Below are 17,265 nucleotides of genomic sequence, written 5' to 3'. Positions count from 1 at the left end.
TTAGAGAATTTCAAGCACCGCTTCGGGAGGACGGCCCAACCGGGCCTTGCCATCCTTGAATACCACGGGGCGTTCGATCAGCTTGGGATTTGCGGCCATCACATCGATGAGCTTGTCTTCATCGCTAATGCCATCAAGACCGAGGTCCTTGTAGAGCGCTTCCTTGGTGCGCATCAGATCACGCGCGCCAATCCCCAGCATGGCCAGGGCGGCGCGAATCTCTGTCGCGTCAGGCGCATCCTCAAGATATTTGCGAACGATGACGCCTTGTTCCTTGTCTTCGACAAGTGCCAGCGTCTCACGCGATTTGGAGCAACGTGGATTGTGCCAGATGGTGACGGGCATGGATTTCTCCCTTTGTTCAAGCGATCTTGCGATGAGGCCGCTCAGATGGACTTGTCGGGGCTGGCAAGCGGTTGCGACGCCCAGTCGCTGGTCGTCTCGCCCCGGATGGCGTCAAGCGTCTTTGAGCCCGAGGCGTTGAGCTCTTCGGCCATGCCCGCAAGCATGGTGGGAATCATCGTCACGCCGCCAAAGATCCAGCCGGTGTAAAGCTGGACGAGATGGGCCCCTGCCCTGATCTTTTCGAGCGCTGTTCCTGCGTCCTGAACCCCGCCAACACCAACCAGCGGCAGATCCGGCCCCACGCGCTCGCGGGTTTTTGCAAGGGCAATGGTTGATTTGGCAAACAGAGGCGCACCAGACAGGCCACCTGCCTCTTTCAGTTGCGCCTGAGAATGAAGATGGGCCGGACGATCCAATGTGGTGTTGGAGACAACCATGCCATCGATACCGCGTGTGAGGACAACAGAACAGATGTCATCAAGCCCCAGCTCATCAAGATCGGGGGCAATCTTGAGCAGCACAGGCACCCGTCGCCCAACCATCCCGGTCTGGCGGTCCCGCTCTTCAAGCACACGGTCTAGCAGATCATCGAGCGCATCACGCGCCTGAAGATCACGCAGGCCCGGCGTGTTGGGCGAGGAAATGTTGACCGTGAAATAGGACGCGACATCGGCAAAGGCCTTGATGCCCTTCACATAGTCCTCGGTGCGGTCCGTGCTGTCCTTGTTGGCACCGACATTGACGCCAATGATGCCCTGCTTGGTCTTGCGGGCCGTAAGGTTCGCGCGCGCTGCCGCGTGTCCCTTGTTGTTGAAACCGAGCCGATTGATCACCGCGTCATCCTCCACCAGACGGAACATGCGCGGTTTGGGATTGCCCGGTTGGGCGAGCGGCGTGATGGTGCCAACTTCGGCCGCACCGAACCCCATTCTCAGCAGTTCGTCGGGAACCTCGGCGTTTTTGTCGAACCCTGCAGCCATGCCCAAGGGATTGGGGAAATCTAGATCCCACAGCTTCACAGCCAGAGCGGGGGCCGTCTTCGGCTTGCATGCGGGCACCAGTCCGGTCTTGAGGGCCTTGACGGCCATGCCATGCGCGAATTCCGGATCAAGCGCGAACAGTGCCTTGCGGGTGAGTGTATCCAGCAGTGAATTGGCCATCACGGGGTCTTTCTTGTGTATTTCTCGTTGGCTTATTGGTCGTCAGGCAGGGCGGGGAATTGATGATAGCCGTCGTCGTCCATTGCCAGATTTGCCTGAGCGATTACCGCATCAATCGGCATGGGGCAATAGAGATGGGGAAACAGGGCCCCACCGCGCGAGGTCTCCCAGGTGATGGGCTGTGCCTTGGCTTCGAGCATCTCGACCGAAATCACCAACAACAACAGACTATCGACATGACGAAAGTGTTTGCGGGCGGTTTCCTCAACCTGATCGCCAGCAGAGAAATGAATGAAGCCATCTTCGATGTCGATCGGCGCGCCGTTGAAGACGCCTTGCGTCTGTGCGGCTTCCCATTGATCTCTTGTCGCGAGCTTGTAGATCCATTTTGCCATGTCGCACCCCTTTTCGCTGTTTCCTGTCCCTACGACAGTCCGGCGCGTTGCGCAAAGCCTTTTTGTGGTTTTGTTAAGGTTGACCCTGATCACCGGCCACCAGCATCTTCATCAGCGAGGTCTTTCCCTGTATCTTTTTGCTATTGAATAGACAAAAGATTGCATTTATAAAATTTACATTTAAAAATTGCATAAATGCAACCTGTGAAGGAAGCCGTAATGTTGTCTCACGAGGGGATATGGAAGGCGATTGATGGTTTAGCGTATCGTCTCAACCTGTCTCCTTCGGCACTTGCCCGCCGATCCGGCCTTGATCCGACGTCTTTCAATCCATCAAAACGCGTCAAGGCTGATGGACGGCCCCGGTGGCCATCCACAGAATCCATTGCCAAGATACTGGATGCAACCGATACGGACCTCAATGATTTTCTGGCTCCGATCATGACCCGGGAAAGACGCTCTGTCGAGACGGGAAGCTGGAGCACCCGGGCCATTGTGGCGCAAAAGATCCCGAAGCAATGGCCTCGCTTTGACAAGGCTGTTTTTTCGCCCGAAGCCCGAACTGCCGGGCTGAAAAACTCTTCCCTGTTTGTGCTGGAGATCGCTGGCGATTTTCTCTTCCCGCTCTATCGCGACGGGGATATCCTGCTGCTCGCCAATACGCAGAGCTATCAGCCGGGCGACAGGGTGATCCTTCAGGCCCAAAGCAGCGACCTTGTCGCCGGTGAAGTCATCAAAGTACGCAAGCGCTCCCTCAGCCTGATCACCCATCCCGAAAGGGAGTCCGTGCAAACATTCACGCTTAGCAACGTGGAATGGGTTGCAAGAATTGTATGGGTCAGCCAATAATATCCGGACAGCGTTGATCCGGGCATCACAGGCACCGGGTCAAACGACAATCCGAGCAGAGACTTACAGCAAACACCCTTGTCCGCCATGACGCCCGCAGACATTGCGCGTCAGGTGACAGGCTGTTGGAATGAATTGACACAGTGCCTTCGCAGAAACAAAGACCTGCCCGCTTCAACTCATCCGCGATCAGGCGCAAGCTGGCGGTTGCAATGGGTTACTTCACTCTAGCAGTGCTGGCGCTCCTGCTGGTGGTCCTGCTGCTGTGGTTGCTGGGGAGTAAAAGCCCCGAGGATAGGGCCGAGGCAGACACTCTGGCTCCGACAGCAACGGACGCGCCACCACCATCCTCTGGCACGGCGGATCCGTTGGCTCACTCCGAGGAAGCCAAACCAGTCTCAAGTCTCTCGCCCGCTCCCACATCTCCTGTTTTGCAAGCGCCCGTTGTGAACGGATCGGGTGATCAGCTTGCATCAGGCGTGAAGACCAAACGCATCACGATCCAAGGCCCGACCGCCGGTGAAGTGGTTGCCCCGCCGACGCGGGACGTGACCCCGAGTTATCAATTTTCTCCGCTGCATCAGAGACAGCCACTGAAGCGTGAGCCGGGTCTGCCACTCCCCCCCAAACCCAAGCGAGAGCCTCTTCCGAAGATCTTTCGCCATGTCGTTGTCGAGGGGCCGACCGAGCTTGTTCTCAAGGTTGACAAGAGCCGACAGGTCACCGTGTCACTGGCCCATGTCGATGCACCGGATGCAGACAGGGTTTGCTGGCTCGACGGGCGTCAGGCACCATGTGTTGCCCTTGCGAGAACCGCCCTTCGCCGCTACCTGCGTCAGAGGGCTGTCTCCTGCCGTTGGATTGACACCCCCGATGCGACCGATGGGGAGGAAACACAATCACACGATGCCTCATGCTATCTGGGAACCGGCCTGAGCCGCCGCAATTCAGTGCCGAAAAAGGGACCCATTCACGACATCGCAAGCTGGCTGGCGCGCTATGGTTGGGTCATCCCGCGGGATGAGCATTACGATCGCGAGAACCGTTCGGCGCAAAAGAATGCCCTTGGTATCTATGCCACCAAAGGATCCGCAAGCGATGACGCCGTTCAAGCCCGCAAGCGGGAATGGCAGGCGCTTTCGTCCATCCTCAATGAGGCAACACGAGACATCGATGCACCAGAGGCCCCATCGGACCTTTATGGGGATGATGACGTGGTGGGGGCGCTTACGCTGATCGCCCCCAGAGAAAACACTGAGCTCAAACCGTCTTCACCAAATAGCCTTGAGCCCCCCGGCTCTCAGGGTCGGCAGCAACCGTGAAGCTATTGCTGCGTCTCACTCACGAGTTTGAAGGCGGGCATCGGCCGGTTCTCACAATGATTGACCAGATCTGCCGGTGCGGTACCGGCGAGGAACTCTTGAGCCACCTTACGCGCGCACTCTATCCGACTGACGACGTCGTGTCCTGCATAGGGCACCTGAAACCAGACGCTGTTGGGGTAGACCTTCAGTCCGTTTTCCATCGTTGACGGCTCGACGATGGTGTCGAAAGCACCATTGAGGATCAGAACCGGCTTCGACGTTGTCTTGACCGTCTCCCAACCATCTTTGAGGACGACAACATCGCCGACTTCCCGCTCGATTTTGTCACACGCCTGCTGGTAAAATAGCGTCTTGGATGGCTGTGCGATTTCGCTGGGCGGCTGATCTGCGAGTGGCTTGATATCCTCTGCACATAGAATGGCGAAATGCATGCCAAGACCGATCTGCTTCATCGACGGCGCAAGGCTCTGCGGCGGGGTCCAGAGCTTGTCTTCGGCAAGAGCCGCTTCAAGGCTTTTTTTGGTGCTCTCTATGTCGGCGGGTAGCTGTTGGATGCGGTGCCATGACAGGAGCACTTCCAGCCTCGCATTGTAGAGAATGCCCTGCGCTTCTGCGGGCTGTTCATCCTCGGCGACCTTGGCCTTGCGCATTTCAAACGGCAGGCTTTGGAGATCCCAATAGACATTGGGGTACGCTTCTCTGCAGGCGTCATCCTGATTGCAAAGCTCAAGCGCCACTTCGACAAGATCGAACGGATCCCAATCCAACAAACGCGTATTGAGAAAAAGCGGGCCGTTGAAAATTACCCGATCAATGCCCTTCTCATCAATCCGCATCAGATCCTGCGCCACTCGGGCCCCATAGGAATGGGCGAGCACGGCCCATTTGTCGATCCTGAGTGCATTGCGAAGGGCGTGATAGTCTTCGGCGGCAAAGCGTGTCCGGTAGTCGGAGAGCAGCTGGCCCTCGTCCTTGGCTCGCTTGACACAGGCGACCAGGTCCTCGTCATCGATGGCGTTGGCATCACTGACCGCTTCGGAACAATGAATCGTGCCCGCAAGAGGACCGGTGCCGCGCTGGTCCATCAGGATCAGTTCTCGATGGGCGCGGAAAGGCTTGAGATTTTCGACAACCCGTTTTTCAAGCTGAATGGCCGATTGACCCGGCCCGCCGACCAGAACCAATAGCGGCGGTTCGGTCGCCTCACCATCGAGCGGCGCAAAGCGCATCACGGGCAAGGCCATTGGTCGATTGGAAATGTCGTTCCAGTCCGATGGCACATGCAACAGGAAGCAGCGCACGGCCTCGTCGTTGGCGCTTTCCGCCACGTCCTTTGTTGCCTCAGCGCTCTCACTGGGACAATCGATGGGCTGGAGCGGTGTGTGCGAGTCTTCGGCCTGTGCCACCTGCAACCCGCAGAAGGCCGCGGCCAGAAAAGTAAAGACAAGCAGACATACGGAACGGCAAGCCGACAGGATCGGGTTGGTGGTGCGGATCATGTCGACTTGCATCTGTTTGCTTTCCTTGGAACCGTAAGCAGCTTACGCCTTCAGGAGTTCGCCCTTGAGGCCCGTTTCGATCAGAAGGCGCGTGTTCTCAACACCGTAAAGGGCGATGAAAGAGCCAAAGCGCGGTCCCTGATCCTGTCCGAGCAGAACCTGATAGAGCGCCTTGAACCAGTCGCGCAAATTCTCGAACCCGTGGTCCTTGCCGACAGCGAAAACTTCGGTCTGCAGCTCTTCTGCATCGGTCACATCTGTCATGCCTTCCAGCCGCTTTGCAAGATCGGCCATGGCAGCGGCTTCCTGCTCGCTTGCTGCGCGGAAAACCTTGTGCGGTTTGACGAAGTCTTCGAAATAGCGGATCGCATAGCCGACCAATTCATCAAGCTTGGGGTGCGTCTTGACGCTGGCACCGGGTGCATAGCGAGAGATGAAGCCCCACAGGACATCCTTGTCATGGGCATTGGCCGCGCTGACGAGGTTGAGCAACAGGGCAAACGTCAATGGCATGTCAGCTTTTGGCGGATTGCCAGAATGGATGTGCCAGGTCGGATTGTTGAGTTGCTTGTCGGTGTCTTCCTTTTCGATGTTGCCAAGGAAGGTGAAATACTCGTCCACGGCTTTCGGGATCACATCGAAATAGAGTTTCTTGGCGGTCTTGGGCTTCTGATACATATAGAGCGACAGGCTCTCGGGCGATGCGTATGTCAGCCAGTCCTCAATGGTCAGGCCGTTGCCTTTCGACTTGGAAATCTTGGCGCCATTCTCATCAAGGAACAGTTCGTAGGACAGGCTCTCGGGCTGCGGCTTGCCAAGAGCGCGGCAGATCTTGGTGGAAAGTTTGACCGAGTCGATCAAATCCTTGCCGCTCATCTCGTAGGCGACATCAAGGGCTGCCCAGCGCATGGCCCAGTCGGCTTTCCACTGGCATTTGACAGCGCCGCCGGTGACAGGCACCTCAACTTTTTCGTCCGTTTCCGGATCCACATAGACCACTGTGCCTTTCGAGACATTCCGCTCGATCATCGGCACCTGCAAGACCATACCCGTGCGTGGGCAGACGGGCAGAAACGGCGAATAGGTCGCCTGACGTTCCGCGCCGAGCGTTGGCAGAATGATATCCATGATCTTGTCATAGACTTCAAGCATCCGTAGCAATGTCTCGTCGAACCGGCCCGAGGTGTAATAGTCGGTCGAGGAGGCAAATTCATAATCGAAGTCGAACTGGTCGAGAAAGGCGCAGAGACGCGCGTTGTTGTTCTGGGCGAAGCCTTCATGGGTTCCAAACGGATCAGGCACCTTGGTCAGCGGCATGCCCAGATAGCCCGCCAGCATGTCCTGATTGGGCAGATTGGTCGGCACCTTGCGGAAGCCATCCATGTCATCGGAGAAGCAAAGAAGGCGTGTCTTCACCGCATCGCCGGTCAGCGCACGAAAAGCGGTGCGCACCATGGAGGTGCGCGCGACTTCGCCGAAGGTGCCGATGTGCGGCAGCCCCGATGGGCCATAACCGGTCTCGAACAGGACTTCATCGGGCATCCCCGACTTGGAATAGCGCTTCACAAGCTTTCGTGCCTCTTCAAACGGCCAGGCCTTGGACGTTGCGCTTGCTGCGACGAGGTAATCAGTCAAAGCGAGCGGAGAGGCGGATTGCGAAGTCATATGTCAGGTTTCCTTGAGATGCCTTGTTCTTTGGCTCTGCTTGCGAGGTCTCTCGCTGTCGTTCAGAACCAGTGCGTCTTGAAATTCAGTTCGTGATCCGCCCCGAGAGACGGACATTCGGGGGTGTTCTAACCGATTGGCCCCGTCAAGGGAAGAAAATTCCCCTTCCGGCCACGGATGCTTGATCAGGCTGTCAATCCGGCATCAGGCGCAAGACCCTGACGGGTTTAAGACGCGGCGCATGGCATCTCACTGCACACCCTCTCTGTCAAACTCTCGGTCAAAAGACTGGACGCGCCCTATTTGCTGCGGCATGCTTCTATTCGTCAGTCTTTGAACGCCCAGATTGTGAAAACCAGATTGTGAAAAGATGACAGGGTGCCTTGATCCTGATGATTGCGATGCCTAGATAATCAGCAATCTCGACGCGGGGTCTTGTGCGCCGCCTATATTCCCGTCCCGGCCCGCGGGACCATGTTGGCCCGAATCGACGAATGGCCAGAAAGACAGGATGCACGATGACGAAAACCGTCTCACCAGAAGAAGCACTCGTTTATGTCATGGTGACCACTTCGGCGGCCGACCGGATGATGACGGACTCCGAGTTGATGAAGATCGGCGAAGAAGTACAGACACTTCCCGTCTTTACCGAGTTTGACGGCGCTCGCCTCGTTCAGGTCTCGCGCGATTGTACCGATCTTCTGGCCGAAGGCGGTGTTGATCTGGTGCTCAAGGTGATCCATGCGAGCCTGCCTGAAAAGCTGCGTGAAACCGCCTATGCCCTCGCGGTGGAAGTTGCCGCGGCCGACCTGCAGGTCGAACAGGATGAATTGCAGTTCCTGCTGCTGCTGCGCGACGAGCTGGAGCTTGACCGGCTGCATGTCGGCGCCATCGAACACAGCGCCCGCGTCCGCTATCGCCGGAAGTAGATCTCGGAGCAGCTTTCGAAGTTTGAAGGGTCGCACTCTTACGAGTGGGGCCTTTTTTGTTGCATTTGTCGCCCGCCTTTGCCGCCCAAACAGGATTGCGGCCATCCACACCGGTGAAACATTCGCACCTGTGGGACTTGCCGAATCTGAGCGGGCGTTCTAGCTAAGTCAGGTTCCCTTTGCGCTCGCCCGGTGGATTCAGCCATGTCAAAGATCTATTTCACCTATTCAGCGATGAATGCTGGCAAATCCACCTTGCTGCTTCAGGCCTCCTACAATTATGCCGAACGGGGCATGCGGACCCTGCTCTATACAGCAGCGCTCGATGATCGCACCCGCGTTGGTGAGATTTCCTCGCGGATCGGCCTGAGTTCCGAGGCCTTTATCTTCAGGACAGACACGGACCTGTTCGCGCATATCCAAGCGCAATATGACGACCAGACCGGAGACAAGAAACCGGACTGCATCTTCTTCGACGAGGCGCAATTTCTGACCGAAGATCAGGTCTGGCAGCTTTGCCGTGTGGCCGATAAATTGCGCATTCCGGTGATGTGTTACGGCCTCAGAACCGATTTTCAGGGCAAGCTGTTCAGCGGCTCCAAGCAGTTGCTCGCCCTTGCGGACGTGCTGCGCGAAGCCCGCACCATTTGCTGGTGCGGTCGCAAGGCGTCCATGGTGGTGCGTATCGACAAGCATGGCGATGTTATCGAGGAAGGCGCACAGGTGGTGATTGGCGGCGAGGAAGCCTATGTGTCACTGTGCCGCAAGCACTGGACGAGCAAAAATCTGGGCGGCAAGGATCGCTCCGATCCGCAAGCGGATTTGCCTTTCGACCCGGAATAAGTTCGCTGCGCCTGACCTTGCGCAAGGCACCAAGGTCGCGATTCTGCCTCAATCAAACTTTAGCAATTGTGCAAATAGCCGGTGCCTTTCGAGTTCTTCTGTGACATCCCAATGCCTTCACAAGAGCGGCACGTCATAGGACCGGGTTTTGCTTTGATTGTACTTTGATCGTACCGGAAAATGAGCGTGTGGCTCTTTTCGGGCTAAAGGCAGATGACCATGCCGGACCTGGCAGACATCGAAGACAACCGAGCCCGTTCGCACCGGCTGAGTCTTGCCCTTTCGGTGATGCTGCATGGCCTGCTTTTTGGTGCCCTCATCTCCCTTGCGCCAGAGATCCTGCCCGATGCGGATGAGGAAGAAACCGAGCCGATAAAAGTCGACTTCATCCCTCTGTCCTTGTTGCAGCCCAGTCCGCCCGATCCGCCTCGAGCGCCCAGTCCGTCCCCCCGACCAGCTCAAGCACCGCGAACATCAGCTCCGCCCGAAACCCCAGCACGTCAAGCCCCTTCCGGCTCGACCCTGCGGTATGATGCACCACGCCCGATGGTCAGAGCCTCCCGGATGATGGCCGCATCGCTGCTGGATGATCCGGCCAATGCGGAAGGACGCAAGGAGTTTTACGGCCTCACCGAAGATGAACAGCAGGACCAACTGTGCGCGCTGGAAGCGCTGGAACAGATCCGCGCGTGGAACAGCCGCTATGTGCCCGAACGCATGGTGTCTTACACCTTTAAAGAGGTGCGATATGAAGGCAACCGGATCATCGCGGACGGGGCTGCCTTCTGGAGCAAGGAGAATTGGCATCGCCTCAAGTTCGACTGTCTGCTGTCAGACGACCACAAGAGCGTTGTCGATTTCTCGTTCCTGGTTGGCGTCATCGTGCCCAAAGATCAATGGGAGGAGCATAACCTGACCCGATACAAGTGAAGACTACTCCTCATCCCCCTCATCAAACGCGCCATCACTAAAGGTATCTTCCTCGAAGTCCATCGTCAGCACTGGCGGGTTGGCGGCAAAATCGGCAGCAAGAGCGGATGCATGGTCCAGATTGCTTTTCAGGGTGGCTTCGGATTTGCCTGACGGACCAAGATCATGGCTGCCGTCGGTGATCCACTCGAGGGTGACCTGAGGCGGCAGCTCAAGCGCATCGACTTCATCCCACCAGCCAAAATCATCGCGCTCGCCCTGACAAATGAGGATCGGCAGAAGGCTCTTTTCAAGCGGCTCAAGACGCCACTGATCCGGCTCGGACTTGCCGATGGGATGGAACGGATAGCCAAACACCACCACGGCCTTGACCGCAAGATTGAGATCTTCATCATCGGCCAGCATCGCTGCGATGCGACCGCCCATACTCTTGCCGCCGATAACGAGCGGCAGGGCGTCCCAGTCCGGGTTCCAGCGCTCTCCTTCGGTCAATTCTTCAACCGCGCGAAAATAGTGATGCGTCCAGCGTTCGGCCCGACCGGACGGACGTCTTTTGCCGTCGACACGTCGGCGCGCCATGTAGGAGAATTCGAAGCGGGCGACAACAATGCCCTTTTCCGTCAACAGATTTGCGATGCGCTCCATGAAGGGCGAATCCATCGGACCGCCCGAGCCGTGCGCCAGCAGCATCACGGCTCTGGCCTCGCCCTCGGGCTCTGTGATGAGAAAATCAAATGGGCTGTCAGCGGTAATCGGGCTTGCGTCGGACATGGTTTGGCTCGATGCTCTCGGCTTGGATAGAAGGTTCGCCTTCCTATCAGTTTCGCAACCAAACGCCAAGGGTGCCTTGGGTTTGGCGTCACAACAAAGTGACAAGATATGGCCGAAATGCGATTTGCGTCTTCGCTTCGCGTTGGCTATTAAATGCAAAGAGTTGAATATATCTTTCGGCAATGCAGAGCGTTGCCTGCGGAGTGAATGATGCAAGACAGCCTCTTTTCCTTTCTCGGACTTGATGAAAACAGTCTGCGACTGGGCGTGTTTGTGGCCACCTTTGTCATCATGGCGATGGCGGAATGGGCTTTGCCCAAACGCGACCGGTCACAGCCCAAAGGACGACGCTGGTTGACCAACTGGGGCATTGTCGTCCTCGACACCGTAATCGTGCGGCTGCTGATGCCGATCCTGCCCATCGGTGTGGCACTGATCGCAGCCGAACACGGCTGGGGGGTGCTCAACTGGATCGACTTGCCCGCGTGGCTGTCGGTGCTGATTGCCTTTGTCATCCTTGATTTCGCGATCTGGCTGCAGCATCTGCTTTCGCACATCATTCCGGTCTTCTGGCGCCTGCATCAGGTTCATCATGCGGACCGGGATATCGATGTTTCTACTGCGCTGCGCTTTCACCCCATCGAGATCCTTCTGTCTCTTCTTTACAAGTGCGTCTGGGTGATCGTCTTTGGTGCGCCAGCGATTGCTGTGTTCCTGTTCGAGGCCATACTCAATGCCGCGGCGCTCTTCAACCATGCCAACGTGCGCCTGTCCAAGCGGGCGGATGCCGTGCTGAGGGTACTTGTCGTCACGCCGGACATGCATCGGGTGCATCATTCGGTAACCCCAAGGGAGACCAACTCGAACTATGGTTTCAATCTGTCGATCTGGGATCGGATGTTCGGCACCTACGTGGCGCAGCCAGATGCCGGTCACGAGGCGATGACCATCGGGCTCAATCAATATCAGAGCGAGAAACCGGGGCAGCTTTTATGGTCGATCCTGCTGCCGTTTCGCAATCGCTGACAGCGGCATGCTCGCAGAGTGCCTCGGTCAATAGCTGGCGTAGACATCAACGGCAAAGTGCCGCGCATACAGCTCGGCGAGCCGTCCCTTCTGCTCAAGCTTCAATAGGCCGTAGTTGAGCAGATTGCCCAACCCGGGCAGAGTGCGTGAATAGGCCAGCGCCATGCCATCACCGAAAAAATGCGAATCGTAATAGGGCTTGCCTGCAAAAATGAGTTTGCTGTTGCTGCCCGACACCAGAGGCAGCAACTGGAAGGCGTCAGCGAAGACGGCCTTGACGGTTTTGTCGAGAAGGATCCGGCGCGCCGCGTCGAGATCGGTCACCGGCACCCTGTTGATGCCGGGGAAATAGGCCTTGAGAAAGGCCTCGTGGGCCGAGCCGCCCAGCACCGCAACCGGCTCTCCATCCAGCGAATGGGCATCAAACCGGAGAAAATCATCCTTGCGGCGAACGAACCGGGCGGGCCGTTGCAAGTAGATGTTTGAAAAGCCGATGGTATCAAGAAGACTGGGGTGGATGGCCAACCCCGCCACAGCAACATCGGCCTCGCCCTCTTGCAGCATGTCCGGGATCGAGGAAAAGGCAACGACCTTCATCGTGCAGGCGATGTTCAGTTCCTCGCACAGGCTTCGCATCATCTCAACGTGATAGCCTTCGGGCTCGTCATCCCCTTGCCGAAAATTGAAGTGGGGGAAGTCGCCGGTCGTCAAAAGACGCAGGCCCCGATCAAGCAGGTCCTGCTCGGGCTGAGCCAGTCTCTGGCGGCTGTCGATAAAGCCCGTGAAGCCTGCCTTGGCCCACTCCTCGCTGGCAACAGGCGCTCCGGCCTGCGTCGGCCGGTTGCGCAGATTGACGTTTGCGCCGACGTCAGGATCTTCGGCGTCGTCGGTTGCCTCCTGTTCTGACGGCTCAAGCTGAGACTCTTCAACAACCTGAGCGTTTGTCTCTTGAGCCACAACAGGGCCGTTCGGAAGCATCATGACGATACAAAACAGCAGGGCGATATGACGAACACCCTCATAAACCCCTTCAAAAGCGCCCTTACAAGAGCATTTTGTCCTGTTTGCGCGTTTCAGGAAGCTCCCAAATGCGCAAATGCAATCTTTAATTGTCGAAAGTTTTCCGAGCCGCATTGAAATTGCAAATCCCGTGTGCCACAATTTTAGGTATTGACCACCAATATTTTTAATTCAGGTTGCCAGACTGTTGATTTGATATAACGGCATTGAACGGGGCATGTCATGCCATTTTTACTGACCGAGCAGAAAAAGCGGCCAGATGATGGGCCCCCTGGGACACCAGCCCCTCTCCTCACACCGCATGAAGATCTGGCGCTGCAATCCGGTCAGCCCCTTGCTTCCCCAGCCAAGCAAGAGAGCCTCCCCTTTCATCTGGAATTGCTTTGCCGTGGCACCCTTGATGCGGCGCGCATTGAGCGTCTGTCCAGCGCGCATGCTCAGTCCCGAATGAGCAATGATCTTGCCAGCCACTGGATACGGACCGGACGGCTGAGTGAACGGCTCTATTATCTTGCGGCCTCTCAAAAACTGGGCATACCCTATCTCGATGAGCAAGAGATGGCCACGCTGGAGGATGTCTCTCCCGATTGTCCACTTGATGCGCTTGATCTGATCAACTGTCGGTTCATGCAGCAGCGTGAGGCCTCCACCTCCCCTTTTCGCCTGTCCGGTGGGCACCTTGTCTGTGCCCCGCAAGGCAAAGCCCTTGATCTTCTGGCCGCCAAGCTCACTGCCAACCCCGATCTCAAACACCGTATCCGCCTGACGCGCCCCAGTCTTTTCCTGCGCAGTCAGCGAGAGCGGAGCAGTAAGGTCGCGTTGAGAACCGATGTCTATCGCTTGCGGCAGGACATGCCCGCCTATTCCTCGCACAGTCGACCGGGCGGTAAACAGATGCTCTTTTTCATCATCGGCATTCTGGTCGTCCTCGGTGGTAGCCTGTGGGCCAGCGAGCTGGCCATTCTGTTCAATATGATCAGCCTTGTGGTGTTTCTCAGCATCTCGTCCTTGCGTCTCGTTGCATGGCTGAACCATCGCACTATTGCGGCGTCGATGCACAACACGCTCGCAACCCTTGTCCAATCGTCGAAAAAGCAAATCTATTGGCCAAGCTACAGTCTGCTTGTGCCCCTTTACCGGGAAGCCGCCGTGGTGCCGGATCTGATTGCCTCGTTGAGGCGCATCAACTATCCGGAAGATCGTTTGACCATCATGTTGCTGATCGAGGCGGATGATCAGGACACCCATGATGCCTTGGTTGCCGAGAATCTGCCGCCGCTTTTTTCAATCATGACCATCCCCGTCAACGGCCCACGCACCAAGCCAAAAGCTCTCAACTATGCGCTTGCCTTCGTCAGCTCCGAGCTGGTGGCGGTTTTTGACGCCGAAGATCGCCCCCATCCGATGCAACTGCGAGAGGCAGCCTTGCGCATGCAGGCCGGCGGACCCTCGCTCGGATGTCTTCAGGGACGGCTCGCAATCGACAATCGCACAAGCAGCTTTCTGACCCGCCAGTTCGCCATGGAATATGCCGCGTTGTTCGACGGGTTGCTGCCGTTTCTTGCCAATGAACAACTGCCTGTGCCGTTGGGGGGCACGTCCAATCATTTTCGAACTTCGGTGCTCAGGGAGATCGGGGCCTGGGATCCCTATAACGTCACCGAGGATGCGGATCTTGGCATGCGCCTCACTCGGTTCGGCTACCGCATCGAAATGCTCCAGACCGATACTTGGGAAGAAGCGCCCGTTCGGTACCGCTCATGGCTGAAACAGCGGACCCGCTGGTTCAAGGGCTGGATGCAGACCTGGCTGGTGCACATGCGTGAACCACATATGTTGTGGATGCAGATGGGCGCGCTCAATTTCTTGGCTTTCCAGATCCTGATAGGCGGAATGCTTGTTTCGGCACTCATTCACCCGCTCTATTTCATCACATTCGGCGCGGCACTGGCATCGGCTGTCATGACATCGGGCTCCGATTCGATTTTCTACTGGTTCCTGTTGTCGCTTAACAGCTTCAATCTCATCTTCGGCTATGGCAGCATGATGCTGTTGGCCCGCTCAGCTGTCAGCAAGCGTTACGGCGCGGGCTGGATGAGTGTGTTTGCCATGCCGCTTTACTGGCTTGCCATGACACCGGCTGCGTGGCGGGCACTGTTCCAGTTGCTCGTGGCCCCCCATCACTGGGAGAAAACAGAACACGGCATCGGCACGCGCCCGCCGGTACGCTCGAACTGAGTGGGCCAAAATCTGCGGCTGTGTTATCGGATGAAGGTGCGAACCGGCTTTTTTCATGCTGCGACCTCATGAATTTTTATCGTGCTTAGGAAAGACAAACAACGGGATCAACGGCAGGCCAATTGAAGCCTCGGCGATCACTCTTCACAGGGGCTTCACGACGGCCTTTTGGCGGTTTACCTTTGCCTCGCAAATCAGATAGGTTCGGGACACCTGTTCCCTTGCCTTTAGAAATCAGTCGATGAACCCACCATCCCACTCTCCGCTTGCAGCCGAAATCACGTCCTCCGACGAGGACCTGTTCGCGCCGCACAGCAAGGTGGTGTTCGATGCCGATGCGGCGCCGGAAGTTCAGGCGCTTGACGTGCTCAAGACGGTTTATGGCTATGATCAGTTTCGCGGTCGTCAGGCCGAAGTCATCAAATCGCTGCTGGAAGGCAACAGCACGCTTGCCGTGATGCCGACTGGCATGGGCAAAAGCATCTGTTTCCAGATCCCTGCGATGATCTTCGGCGGGCTGACGCTGGTTGTCTCGCCCCTCGTTGCGCTGATGGAAGATCAGGTCATGGCGCTCAAGCTGGCGGGCATTGCCGCCGAGACCATCAACAGTTCGCGCTCTCGTGAAGGCAATGTCGCTGTCTGGCGCAAGGTCGCAGCCGGAGAGGTCTCCCTGCTTTATATCGCGCCCGAGCGATTGATGACGGAACGCATGCTGACGGCCCTCGCCAAACTTCCGGTGAAGCTGATCGCAATCGACGAAGCGCATTGCATTTCGCGATGGGGCCCAAGCTTCCGACCCGATTATGAAGGCCTCACGCGCCTGACTGACTTTTTCCCCGATGCGCCCATTGCAGCGCTGACGGCGACCGCAGATCACGCAACACGTGAGGATATTGCGGATAAACTCTTCCCGCGTGCAGCCGATGGTCAGCGCAAAGGCGAAGTGGTGGTCTCCGGTTTTGACCGGCCTAACATCCGCCTGTCCGTTACGCTTCGCAAAGACTGGAAAAAGCAACTTATCGAGTTTGTCGAAGCGCGGCGCGACCAGTCCGGCATCATCTATTGCCTGTCGCGGCGCAAGACCGAGGAAGTGGCTGACTTTCTCAGGGATCACGACATCAGGGCCTTTGCCTATCATGCGGGCATGGATTCAGAGATCCGCGCCGCCCATCAGGCTCTTTTCATGCGCGAAAGCGGAACTGTCATGGTGGCCACCATTGCCTTTGGCATGGGGATCGACAAGCCGGACGTGCGCTACGTTTTTCACACCAATCTGCCCTCCAACATGGAATCCTATGCGCAGGAGATCGGCCGTGCGGGGCGGGATGGCGAGCCATCCGAAGCGATGATGCTTTACGGGCTTGATGATATCCGCATGCGACGCTCCTTCATAGACAATGAAGGCGGCGAGGAAGATCACCTCGCCCGCGAGCACAAGCGGCTGGATGCCCTGATTGCCTTTTGCGAAGCGCCAAGCTGCCGCCGGCAATCCCTGCTGACCTATTTTGGCGAGACGATCAAGCCCTGCGGCAATTGTGATATCTGCCTTGATCCTCCCAAGCTCAAGGATGGCAATGTCGAGGCCCTGCGGCTCATTGAGGTGGCGGAGGCGACTGGCGAAAGCTTTGGCGCGGTTCAGCTCATCGATATTCTGCGCGGCCTGACCCACGAGAAAATCAAGAAGTATGGCCACGACAAGCTCAAGTGTCATGGCACCGGCAAGGAAACCCCAAAAGAGGACTGGCGTGCTATCCTGAGACAGATGGTGGCGGCCAACTTCCTCAAGATCGACATTCAAGGCCATGGTGCTCTAAAACTCACCGACAAGGCCATCGAACTCAAGACAGGATCGCTGCGCTTTGCCTATCGCACGGATGTGATGGGGCCGACCGAGCTGTCCCGACCGAAGCGCTCAAAGAGCGACCTTCCCGAGCTGGACGCAGCAGACAAGGACCTGTTCGAGGCTCTGCGCGCGGCCCGCGCCGATCTCGCCAGGGAGCATAAGGTGCCCGCCTATGTGATTTTCAACGACCGGACACTCGTTGACATGGCCATCCAGAAGCCGACCACCCGCCCCGATTTCCTTCATATTCACGGTGTCGGCAGCTCAAAGCAGAAGAAATTTGCCGACCATTTTATCGACGTCATTAAGCAGTGGCTAGGATAACCATTGTTGATATTGTCAATTTTGCGGATTCTTTTTTGTTTCAAACCGTTTTTTTAACAATTGGTGTCTAACCTAAGAGCCCCTAAGTCTCGCATATGTTGAG

Annotated in this window: 15 protein-coding genes; 8 read left to right on the top strand and 7 right to left on the bottom strand. The window is 57.1% G+C overall.

From position 1 onward, the window contains the following. From arsC to CPH65_RS10715, 3 genes are read right to left on the bottom strand one after another with little or no spacing between them, the layout of a single operon-like run. Positions 1-345, bottom strand: coding sequence for an arsenate reductase (glutaredoxin) (gene arsC, locus CPH65_RS10725; protein WP_096173462.1), 345 nt, complete (start codon positions 343-345; stop codon positions 1-3). A 41-nt stretch (positions 346-386) separates the two neighbouring features. Further along, entirely contained in the window at positions 387-1,505 is a 1,119-nt protein-coding gene (locus tag CPH65_RS10720; protein WP_096173461.1) for a quinone-dependent dihydroorotate dehydrogenase, read from the bottom strand. Positions 1,506-1,537: 32 nt separating this feature from the next. Further along, positions 1,538-1,900, bottom strand: coding sequence for a DUF952 domain-containing protein (locus CPH65_RS10715; RefSeq protein ID WP_096173460.1), 363 nt, complete (start codon positions 1,898-1,900; stop codon positions 1,538-1,540). A gap of 219 nt (positions 1,901-2,119) precedes the next feature. On the opposite strand from CPH65_RS10715, the gene CPH65_RS10710 reads away from it, so the two are divergent. Both CPH65_RS10710 and CPH65_RS10705 read left to right on the top strand, forming a co-directional pair. Beyond that, positions 2,120-2,749 carry a S24 family peptidase gene (locus tag CPH65_RS10710; RefSeq protein WP_096173459.1) on the top strand — a complete coding sequence of 210 codons (630 nt, stop codon included), beginning with the start codon at positions 2,120-2,122 and terminating at the stop codon, positions 2,747-2,749. Between the two features lie 212 nt (positions 2,750-2,961). Further along, complete coding sequence (locus CPH65_RS10705; protein WP_157747618.1) at positions 2,962-4,071, top strand: hypothetical protein; 1,110 nt, start codon at positions 2,962-2,964, stop codon at positions 4,069-4,071. Between the two features lie 2 nt (positions 4,072-4,073). On the opposite strand, the gene CPH65_RS10700 is transcribed toward CPH65_RS10705, so the two are convergent. Then, a complete protein-coding gene (locus tag CPH65_RS10700; protein WP_096173457.1) occupies positions 4,074-5,585 on the bottom strand; it encodes an alpha/beta hydrolase in 1,512 nt (503 codons plus the stop codon). Between the two features lie 30 nt (positions 5,586-5,615). Continuing rightward, complete coding sequence (locus CPH65_RS10695) at positions 5,616-7,238, bottom strand: lysine--tRNA ligase (RefSeq protein ID WP_096173456.1); 1,623 nt, start codon at positions 7,236-7,238, stop codon at positions 5,616-5,618. Between the two features lie 518 nt (positions 7,239-7,756). On the opposite strand from CPH65_RS10695, the gene CPH65_RS10690 reads away from it, so the two are divergent. The 3 genes from CPH65_RS10690 to CPH65_RS10680 all read left to right on the top strand — a co-directional run bounded on the left by CPH65_RS10690 (position 7,757) and on the right by CPH65_RS10680 (position 9,940). After that, positions 7,757-8,167: a tellurite resistance TerB family protein gene (locus CPH65_RS10690; RefSeq protein ID WP_096173455.1), complete on the top strand. Its 411-nt coding sequence runs from the start codon at positions 7,757-7,759 to the stop codon at positions 8,165-8,167. A gap of 204 nt (positions 8,168-8,371) precedes the next feature. Beyond that, positions 8,372-9,010: a thymidine kinase gene (locus CPH65_RS10685; RefSeq protein WP_096173454.1), complete on the top strand. Its 639-nt coding sequence runs from the start codon at positions 8,372-8,374 to the stop codon at positions 9,008-9,010. A gap of 213 nt (positions 9,011-9,223) precedes the next feature. Then, positions 9,224-9,940 (top strand): DUF930 domain-containing protein, encoded by a 717-nt coding sequence (locus tag CPH65_RS10680; RefSeq protein WP_096173453.1) that lies wholly within the window; start codon positions 9,224-9,226, stop codon positions 9,938-9,940. A 3-nt stretch (positions 9,941-9,943) separates the two neighbouring features. Here the strand turns inward: CPH65_RS10680 and CPH65_RS10675 are convergent, their stop codons facing one another. Then, the gene (locus tag CPH65_RS10675) at positions 9,944-10,711 is read right to left on the bottom strand and encodes an alpha/beta family hydrolase (protein ID WP_197704009.1); all 768 of its coding nucleotides are present in this window, start codon (positions 10,709-10,711) and stop codon (positions 9,944-9,946) included. Positions 10,712-10,921: 210 nt separating this feature from the next. Here CPH65_RS10675 and CPH65_RS10665 point away from each other — a divergent pair, with 210 nt between their 5' ends. Continuing rightward, entirely contained in the window at positions 10,922-11,737 is an 816-nt protein-coding gene (locus CPH65_RS10665) for a sterol desaturase family protein (protein WP_096176357.1), read from the top strand. A gap of 27 nt (positions 11,738-11,764) precedes the next feature. Here CPH65_RS10665 and CPH65_RS10660 read toward each other — a convergent pair whose 3' ends face one another. Then, positions 11,765-12,694 carry a transporter substrate-binding domain-containing protein gene (locus CPH65_RS10660; RefSeq protein WP_157747617.1) on the bottom strand — a complete coding sequence of 310 codons (930 nt, stop codon included), beginning with the start codon at positions 12,692-12,694 and terminating at the stop codon, positions 11,765-11,767. A 285-nt stretch (positions 12,695-12,979) separates the two neighbouring features. Between CPH65_RS10660 and CPH65_RS10655 the strand changes: the two genes are divergently transcribed. Both CPH65_RS10655 and recQ read left to right on the top strand, forming a co-directional pair. Then, positions 12,980-14,995: a glycosyltransferase family 2 protein gene (locus CPH65_RS10655; RefSeq protein WP_096173450.1), complete on the top strand. Its 2,016-nt coding sequence runs from the start codon at positions 12,980-12,982 to the stop codon at positions 14,993-14,995. A gap of 241 nt (positions 14,996-15,236) precedes the next feature. Beyond that, positions 15,237-17,162 carry a DNA helicase RecQ gene (recQ, locus tag CPH65_RS10650; protein ID WP_096173449.1) on the top strand — a complete coding sequence of 642 codons (1,926 nt, stop codon included), beginning with the start codon at positions 15,237-15,239 and terminating at the stop codon, positions 17,160-17,162. The last annotated feature ends 103 nt before the right edge of the window (positions 17,163-17,265 follow it).

This window comes from Cohaesibacter sp. ES.047 (assembly GCF_900215505.1).
In the GTDB taxonomy this organism is placed as follows: domain Bacteria; phylum Pseudomonadota; class Alphaproteobacteria; order Rhizobiales; family Cohaesibacteraceae; genus Cohaesibacter.
The sequence above is the reverse complement of the archived record's forward strand: the minus strand, read 5'-3'. Positions and strand labels throughout refer to the sequence as shown.